3 protein-coding genes are annotated in these 4,445 nt (G+C 75.7%); 1 reads left to right on the top strand and 2 read right to left on the bottom strand.

Annotated elements, in window-relative coordinates; genetic code table 11:
• Window positions 1-296 precede the first annotated feature (296 nt).
• Entirely contained in the window at window positions 297-1,385 is a 1,089-nt protein-coding gene (locus RIF68_RS28425) for a glycosyltransferase family 4 protein (protein ID WP_309054156.1), read from the top strand.
• A 41-nt stretch (window positions 1,386-1,426) separates the two neighbouring features.
• Here RIF68_RS28425 and helR read toward each other — a convergent pair whose 3' ends face one another.
• Both helR and RIF68_RS28415 read right to left on the bottom strand, forming a co-directional pair.
• Entirely contained in the window at window positions 1,427-3,568 is a 2,142-nt protein-coding gene (gene helR, locus RIF68_RS28420; protein WP_309054155.1) for an RNA polymerase recycling motor ATPase HelR, read from the bottom strand.
• Between the two features lie 187 nt (window positions 3,569-3,755).
• Window positions 3,756-4,445: helix-turn-helix domain-containing protein (locus tag RIF68_RS28415; RefSeq protein ID WP_309054154.1), on the bottom strand; the 690-nt coding region annotated here is incomplete at its 5' end.

The raw sequence follows: 4,445 nt of genomic DNA, 5'->3' as shown, positions 1-4,445 counted from the left end.
GCGCTCGGTGCCGCCCTGGGCGCGGCCGTCGCCGCCGGGAACGGACGGCCGGGGCTCGTCGCGCACGCGGCCGGGCTGATCGCCGCCGCGGCCTGGGGGGAGTGGGACGGCGCGCGGAAGTGACCGCGGGCGCGCGGGATGACGGGCGCCGTCGGGCCCGCACCGCGCGCTCACCCGTGTGGGTGATCCGAGGGGCGGGATCCGGCCGCCGGGGCCCCGACCGCACAAGGGCACGACGCCATTTCGGCGCCGGAACGTGCGTACGGTCGCGGGCACGGGCTGGCATCCTTGGGCGCGTGACACAGCTCCGTACGGTCCAGGTGCTGGGCGGTGGCAGCGCGGGCAGCAGCGCGCACGTCCGATCACTTGCCTCGGGGCTGGTGGCGAGGGGCGTGCGGGTGACCGTGTGCGCCCCGGCCGGCCTGGACCGCCTCTACGACTACGCCGGCGCGGGCGCGCACTTCGTCCCGCTGCCGGGCCCCGGCGACCTGACGGCCGTCGCCGCCGTCCGCAACGCCTCCATCGGCGCGGACGTCGTCCACGCCCACGGCCTGCACGCCTCGGTCCGGGCCGCCCTCGCCCTTTCCGGCGGCGGCGCCCCGGCCCGTACCCCGCTCGTCACCACCTGGCACACCCGGGCCCACGCGGAGGGGCCTCGCGGCGGCGTCCTGCGGCTCCTGGAGCGCAGGACCGCGCGGGCGGCGGCCGTCGTCCTCGCCACCTCCTCCGAACTCGTGGACCGGGCCCGCAGGCGCGGTGCCCGGGACGCCCGGCTCGCGCCCGTCGCCGTACCGGCCGGGCGGGGGCCCGTCTGCCTCCAGGACGGCAAGGCCCGCGCCGAACTCGGCGCCGTCGAGCGGCCCCTGCTCATGGCCGTCGGAGCGCTCGAACGCGGCCGGGGGTACGGGACGCTGCTCGACGCCGCCCGCGTCTGGCGCGAACTCGCCCCCCGGCCGCTCCTCGTCATCGCCGGCGAGGGCCCCCGGCGCGCCCAGCTCCAGCGGCGGATCGAGGACGAGGATCTCGCCGTCCGGCTCATCGGCCGCCGCGACGACGTGGCGGAACTCCTCGCGGCGGCGGACATCGCCGTCCTCCCCTCCCGCTGGGAGGCCCGCTCCCTGCTGGCCCAGGAGGCCCTGCGCCTCGGCGTCCCGCTCGTCGCGACGGCCGTCGGCGGCGTGCCCGAACTCGTCGGGGACGCGGCCGAGCTCGTCCCGTACGGCGACGCGGCCGCCCTGGCGGAGGCGGTCCGCGGCCTCCTGGAGGACACGGACCGCCGCATGGACCTGGCGGCGGCCGGCCGGACCCAGGCCCGCACCTGGCCGACGGAGGACGAGACCGTCGCCCACGTCCTGAGCGTGTACGACGAACTGTCCGGGCGCTGAGGCGGCGCGGGCACCGGGGCCGGCGCCCCGGCCCGGTGCGGTCAGGCCGCCGCCGAGCGCAGGACCACCAGCCGCTGGGTCGCGCGGGTCATCGCGACGTAACGGTCCACCGCTCCCTCGATGCCCGTGCCGAAGGCCTCCGGATCGACCAGGACGACCAGGTCGAACTCCAGGCCCTTCGAAAGACCGGGCGTGAGGGACCGGACGCGCGGGCGGTCCCCGACGGAGGGGGCGCCGATGACGCAGGCCACGCCTTCGGCGTGCTCGGCGAGCCAGCCGTCCAGGACCGCGTCCAGATCCGTCGCCGGGCCGTGGACGACCGGCACACCCGTGCCGCGGACCGAGACCGGCACGTTGGCGTCGGGGAGAGCCTCCCGGATCACCTTCTCCGCCTCCGTCATGACCTCTTCCGGCGTGCGGTAGTTGATGCCCAGGGAGGTCACCTCGATCCGGTCCATCCCGACCCGCTCCAGCCGCTCCGTCCACGACTCCGTGAAGCCGTGCCGGGCCTGGGCGCGGTCGCCGACGACGGTGAAGCTGCGCGAGGGGCAGCGCGACAGGAGCATCTGCCACTCGGCGTCGGTGAGTTCCTGCGCCTCGTCCACCACGATGTGCGCGAAGGGTCCGGCGAGGGGGTCCGTCAGGGCGCCGGGCAGCGCGCTCCCGTCGATCAGGGTGTCCTGGAGGTCCCGGCCCATGAGCATGGTGACCGCGCCCTCGCCGTCCGCGTCGGACCGGACGATGTTGTCGATGACCCCGGCCATCCGCTCGCGTTCGGCCCGGACGGCGGCGTCGTGCCGCCGCTTGCGCACGGACGCCTTCGGGTCGCCGAGCCGCTGCCGCGCCGCGTCCAGGAGCGGCAGGTCGCAGACCGTCCAGGCGTGGGCGTCCGTCCGCTGCAGGCGGCGCACCTCGTCCGCGGCCAGCCACGGCGCGCACAGCCGCAGATAGGCGGGCACCGACCACAGGTCCCCGACGAGGTCCGTCGCCTCCAGGAGCGGCCAGGCCGAGGCGAGGGCCCCGGACAGCTCCTTGTCGTACCGCAGGGCCCGGCGGAACTGGTCCTCGGGGACGTCGCTGTCCAGCTTCTCCAGCAGGATCGTGCCCAGTTCCTCCCAGATGAGTTCCCGGCCCTCGTTGTGCGGGGCGCCCTCGGCGGCCTCGAACGCCTCGGTCCACTCGTCGGCGGTCAGCGGGATCTGGGCCCAGGGGGTGGAGACCGTCAGCCCCTCGGTGGGCGGCTCCTCGTAGAACCGGGCCGCGAGCTCGATCGTGCGGACCATGGCCACCGAGGACTTCAGCCGGGCCACCTCCGGATCGCTCTCGGGGACCGCCCGCGCCCCCTCGGGGACGAGGTCCCGCACGGTGCAGGTCCGCACCCCCTCCTCGCCGAGGCTCGGCAGCACGTCGGCGACGTAGTTCAGGTACGGCTGGTGGGGGCCGACGAACAGCACGCCGCCCCTGCGGTGGCCCAGGCGCGGGTCGGAGTGCAGGAGATACGCGGCCCGGTGCAGGGCCACGACGGTCTTGCCGGTGCCGGGGCCGCCGTCGACCACGAGGGCGCCCTTGGAGCCCGCGCGGATGATGGCGTCCTGGTCGGCCTGGATGGTGGCGAGGACGTCGCGCATCCGCTCCGACCGGTTGCCGCCCAGGCTGGCGATGAAGGCGGACTGGTCGTCCAGGGCCGCGTGCCCTTCGAGGCCGTCGGCGGTGAACACCTCGTCCCAGTAGTCCGTGACGCGCCCGCCGGACCACCGGTACCTGCGGCGGCTGACGAGCCCCATCGGATGGGCGTGGGTCGCGGCGAAGAAGGGTTCCGCCGCGGGGGTGCGCCAGTCCACGAGCAGCCGGCGGCCGGTGCTGTCGGTGAGACCGAGACGCCCGATGTACACCGGCTCCTCGTCTCCGGCGCCGACCACCCGGCCGAGGCACAGGTCCAGGCCGAAGCGGCGCAGGGTGCGCAGCCGGCCGCTGAGCCGGTGGATCTCGGAGTCCCGTTCCATGGCCTCGCGGCCGGCGCCGCCGGGCGCCCTGCGCACCTCGGCCAGGCGGTCGGACAGTTCGGAGATCGACTGCTCCAGAGTTTCGGCGACGGCGGCGAAATGCCGTTCGTCACCGGCGATCAGCGCCGGGTCGGCCTTGGGGGAGAGTCGGTCGGGCAGGTCGAACGCACTGGAGCACACTTCGGTGAATCTCCCATTTCCGCAGCTCGGGGGGTGAGGCCAGTGATTCTGCGGTACGAAGGGGGCCTTGCCGCAAGGCCCCCTCTCTGCTATACGTTGAGAGTGGCGAGGAGCGGGTGTTCCTCGCCTCCGCTGTTTTCACGGCTGTTCCCACGGCTGTTCACGGCCGCCGCTGCCCCCGTTCCGGTCACGTGGTGTGGCGCCGCGCGCGCAGGGCCAGCGAGAGGGCCAGGACCGTCTGCGGGTCGTCGAGATCCGTACCGAGCAGCTCGGAGATGCGGGCCAGCCGGTTGTAGAGCGTCTGCCGGTTGAGGTGGAGCTCCCGGGCCGTCTCCGCCTTGCGGCCCGCGTGCGCCAGGTAGGTCTCCAGGGTCGGCAGCAGCGGAGGCCGCGCGGTGCGGTCGTGATCGCGCAGCGGACCGATCGCCCGCTCCACGAAGGCCGCCAGGTCCGGGTGGTCCCGCAGCCGCCACAGCAGCAGGTCGATGTCGAGCCGCCGCGCGTCGTACCACGGCCGGTCCGACAGGCCCTGCGCCGCCGTCGCGGTCTCCGCCGCGTGCCGCAGTCCCGCCGAGGCCGCCGCCCAGCCGCCCGCGACGCCCACCACGACCACCGGCGGATGCGCCCCGGTCCTCTCCAGGCCCGCCCGCTCCACGCCCGCCCGCAGCGCCGCCGCCACCCGGTCCGCGACCGCCGTGCGCTCCGACTCCGTCCGCAGGCCGAGCAGCAGCGGCACCCGGCCCTCCACCGGCCGGACACCGAGCAGCACGGGCACCCCGACGGAGGCCAGCTCCTCCAGGACGGCCCGGGCCAGCAGCGCCCAGTTCCCCGCCGGGGACAACTCCGCCGCCAGGCGCATCACCACCGGCAGCAGCGG

The organism is Streptomyces sp. (assembly GCF_031178505.1).
Classification (GTDB): domain Bacteria; phylum Actinomycetota; class Actinomycetes; order Streptomycetales; family Streptomycetaceae; genus Streptomyces; species Streptomyces gulbargensis.
Note: the sequence above shows the minus strand (reverse complement) of the source record. Positions and strands in the feature narration are given on the sequence as shown.